The following is a 910-nucleotide window of genomic DNA, read 5'->3' on the forward strand; positions in this document are numbered from 1 at the left end:
GACCGGGAAAACCTGGAACTTCTCAGCCCGGCGTATGTTGTGCCGTGCCACTACTGGAGGACGAAATGAACAAGAAATCTTTTCTGCTGCTGATGGCTGCCTCGCTTCTGGCGGGTCCCTCGTTTGGACAAAATCCGACGGCGACCGATCGGCCGAACAATAATGCTGTCAACAGTTCCGGCCAGAATAATTCCAGCAAGCCGGTTGAAGGCGCCAACAGCTTCACCGAAGGCCAGGCCAAATCGAAGATCGAGGAGGCGGGCTACACCAACGTCACATCCCTGAAGAAGGACGACAACGGCGTTTGGCGCGGAAAGGCCAGCAAAAGCGGCGCCTCGACCAATGTCAGTCTGGATTTCCAGGGCAACGTGAACGCGGCCAAATAACCTGGCGCGCGGCAGCGAAATTGAAAGGAATTCACTATGACCGTTACGATTTCACGACTCTACGATAACTACTCCGATGCGCAGCGCGCGGTAACGAGCCTGGAGGCCGCGGGCGTGCCGCATTCGGATCTGAGCATCGTCGCGAACAATTCCGATAACTGGTACAGCACCGACAAGAAGGTCGATCGCGATCGCGATGGCGTTGACGATCGGGCGGAAGGTGCCGCTACGGGAGCGGGCCTCGGCGCGGGTCTCGGTGGCGCGGCCGGCTTGCTCGCGGGCCTTGGTTTGTTGGCTATCCCCGGCCTAGGTCCGGTCGTGGCGGCCGGATGGCTCGCATCAACCGCGCTCGGTGCCGTTGCCGGCGGCGCGACGGGCGGAGTCGTCGGGGCGTTAACGCAGGCCGGCGTATCCGATGAGGAAGCACCACTCTACGCTGAAGGTGTGAGGCGCGGCGGCACGCTGGTTTCGGCTCGTGTGCCGGATGCGGAGCGCGCGCGCTACGACGCGATCCTGAACCAGTC

At 61.9% G+C, this 910-nt stretch carries 2 protein-coding genes; both read left to right on the forward strand.

What is annotated here, in order from left to right; all coding sequences use genetic code 11:
- Positions 1–92: 92 nt before the first annotated feature.
- Positions 93–386, forward strand: coding sequence for a PepSY domain-containing protein (locus IVA74_RS39770; RefSeq protein WP_247353493.1), 294 nt, complete (start codon positions 93–95; stop codon positions 384–386).
- A 36-nt stretch (positions 387–422) separates the two neighbouring features.
- A partial coding sequence (locus tag IVA74_RS39775; protein ID WP_247353491.1) for a general stress protein occupies positions 423–910 on the forward strand: 488 nt, incomplete at its 3' end.

It is taken from the genome of Bradyrhizobium sp. 132, from assembly GCF_023074185.1.
GTDB lineage: Bacteria > Pseudomonadota > Alphaproteobacteria > Rhizobiales > Xanthobacteraceae > Bradyrhizobium.